This window comes from Microcystis sp. M090S1 (genome assembly GCF_020246295.1).
Lineage (GTDB): Bacteria > Cyanobacteriota > Cyanobacteriia > Cyanobacteriales > Microcystaceae > Microcystis > Microcystis aeruginosa.
This window is the reverse complement of the sequence record NZ_JADBTF010000470.1, coordinates 1-3,039: the sequence shown is the minus strand read 5'-3', so window position 1 is coordinate 3,039 and position 3,039 is coordinate 1. Positions and strand designations below refer to the sequence as shown.

Sequence of the window (3,039 nt, the reverse complement as noted above, 5' to 3'; positions counted from 1 at the left end):
CTTTTCGGACAGCGATGTCTTTCCGTTTCTTTGAGTGGCTGACCGAGAATCGGGATGTGTTTGCCGCTTACAAAGCCAGTTTAGGCTTTGTTTGGGCTTGAAATTTGTTTAAGTCCCACTATGGATGTTCTGATTTGTCGGGAGGATTATCAGCAAGCTGGAATATAAGATGCGGCAGGACAAAAGTTAGTAGTTCTGGAAAAACTAGAGTCGCCATTGTAGCATGGTGTTATGATGAAGCGGTAATTAATCGAGCCAGATTGCTACCGCAAAATCTTTTAAACCGCATCCACAGGGAAACCCGTAGTTTGGCTTTTTCGGCTATGATCTTTGCATAGCAATACTTTTAAGGGTTAATGGCCTGCCAGTGAAATTCCAGTTCTCTAGCTGGTTGCCGTTTATATCCTTAAAGTGTCCCGAAGTCAATCTCAGCTTTAGATGTCATATTCCTGACTCTATAAGGGTTTGAGGCTATTTTAAATAGATACCATGTTTGGACAAATTCCCAAATTATTCTCAAGCTATACTGGCATACTAGATGCGGTCTAATACAGTTATCCCTTGACTATTTGATTAATGATGAACAACCAACAAAACGGGGCTTTGAAAGCCCAAAGCCAGGAAAATCTAACAATTTTTGCTCAACCGGCTTTTATCCCCTCCGTGACGCAGGAAGAAGAAGAAATCAACCTGCGTCAAGTCCTTTCTGTGGTCAAGCATCGCTGGTTGATAATCGCTGGCATCACCCTAGGGGTGACAAGTGCGATCACTACTTATACTTTCTTAAAAACCCCTATCTATCAAGGTAAATTCCTGCTGCTCATCGGTCAACCCATCGAGGAAAATAAAAGTTCTTCCAGACTGGCAGCCCAAGATATCCTACCTCAGTTAGGTGGTGAAGACATCGATTATGATACCCAAATCGCTGTTTTAACCAGTCCTCAACTCCTTAACCCCATCCTTAGTAAAATAACTCCTCAATATCCCGACTTTACCTACAGTGATTTAATTAGTAAGACTGGCAAATCTGATCTCAAAGTTAGTCAACTAAAAGATACGAAAGTTTTAGAAATTTCCTATCAAGATGCGGAACCAGAAAAAATCAAGCTGGTTTTAGACAATTTAGCCCGTCATTACCTAAACTATAGTTCTCAGGAACGCAAGACCGAAATTAATCAAGGTTTGGATTTTGTCAATGCTCAATTGCCCGTGCTGCAGGAACGAGTTAATTCTCTACAAAAACAAATGCAGCAATTCCGGCAGCAATACAATTTCCTTGATCCTGACAAAGAAGCGACTCGTTTATCGCAACAGTTAACCAGCATCGAACAGGAGTACAGAGTCGCCCAAGTCGCCCTTAACGAAATTAACTCTCGCTCTCAAGCTTTACAGCAACAGGTGGGATTAGACCCTAATCAAGCAATTATCGCTACTTATCTCAGTGAATCTCCCGGTTATCAAGATTTGCTCAAGCAGTTGCAAGAAGTGGAAGTGGAATTGGCGAAACAATCGGCAGTTTTTGCCAAGGATAGCCCGATAATCGCCACCCTAGAGGAAAAACGGGCTAATTTACTGCCCCTACTGCAAAACGAAGCCCAGAGAACCCTAGGGGAAAAACTGCCCCAGACAGTGGGTAATTCCCCGGCTTTGGTATCACGAAGCGCTTTGCGGGTAGAATTAACCCAGCAATTGGTGGAAGCCGCTAACAGTCGCCAAACCCTAGAAATTAAGGTAGAATCCCTTGCCCAAGCCCTCGAACAACAGAAAGCCTCGGTCAAAAATCTGGCGGTTTTAGCCCGTCGTTATACGGATTTGCAGCGAGAATTGGAAATTGCCACCACCAGTCTCGGCCGTTTTCTGGAGGAACAACAAAAACTCCAACTCAAGGTGGCACAACAAGTGGTGCCTTGGCAATTGATCGCTCCTCCAGAAGTAGAGGAAGAATTCGTTTCTCCTAAACCCGTGCGAAATCTGGCTTTAGGGGTTATTGGTGGCCTGTTACTAGGCCTAGGGGCGGCCTTTTTAGCTGAAAGATTAGACCCCGTTCACCACAGTGCAGATGAACTAAAAGAAGATACCAAACTACCCCTTTTGGGCGCAATTCCTTGGCAAAAAGACCTTGGCACGATCGAAAAAGTGATCACCGCCGCCCTACCCCAGTTAACAGTCGCTGGTCAACAACTTACTATCCCTAATACCACTGCGAAATCAGCCAACGAAAACCCCTACTACTATAATTTCTCCCCCTTCTCGGAGGCTTTCCACACTCTTAACACCAATATTCGCCTCCTCGGTTCCGATTCCCCCCTCAAGTCCCTCGTGATTAGTTCTGTATCACCGGGAGATGGTAAAACTACTACGGCAATAAATATCGCTAAGGCTGCCGCTCGTATGGGACAAAAAGTCTTATTGGTGGATGCCGACCTGCGACGACCCCAGATTCACCTACGACTTAATCTCGATAACGACCACGGCCTTAGTAATGTCCTCGCCGAGGGTTTCGATTGGAACGAGGCAATTCAACCTCTACCCCGTTACGAGAATTTATCGATTCTTACCGCCGGTTCAATTCCCCCAGATCCAAGCCGTTTGCTTTCTTCCCAGAGAATGCAGGAGATGATCTTGCAATTACAGCAAGACCACGCTTTCGATCTAATTATCTACGATCTACCACCGCTCGCCGCTTTTGCCGATGCGAAAATTCTCGCCGCCATGGCCACTGGCCTAATTCTCGTCACCAAACTGGGCAAAACCGATCGCTTTGCGCTGAAAAATCTGATCGAAGATCTGAGATTATCCCACATTTCCCTGTTAGGTTTAGTGGCTAATAATGTTAGTCGGAAAGACCACAATTATCGTTACTATGGCCATTACTACGGCAAAAGATAATTAAATTGAAGATAGATCCCCCCTTAATCCCCCCTTAATAAGGGAGGTGCCGATCCCCCCTGCCCCCCTTATTAAGCTATCCATTAGTCGGATCTTTCTTAACAAAAAGAGAAGAAACTTAAAAAAAGGGGAAACGATTGATAGGTATAG

General features: G+C 44.9%; 1 protein-coding gene. It reads left to right on the top strand.

Translation table 11 applies throughout. The features are described from left to right. Positions 1–576 precede the first annotated feature (576 nt). Complete coding sequence (locus IM477_RS20510; RefSeq protein ID WP_287733272.1) at positions 577–2,889, top strand: GumC family protein; 2,313 nt, start codon at positions 577–579, stop codon at positions 2,887–2,889. Positions 2,890–3,039 lie beyond the last annotated feature (150 nt).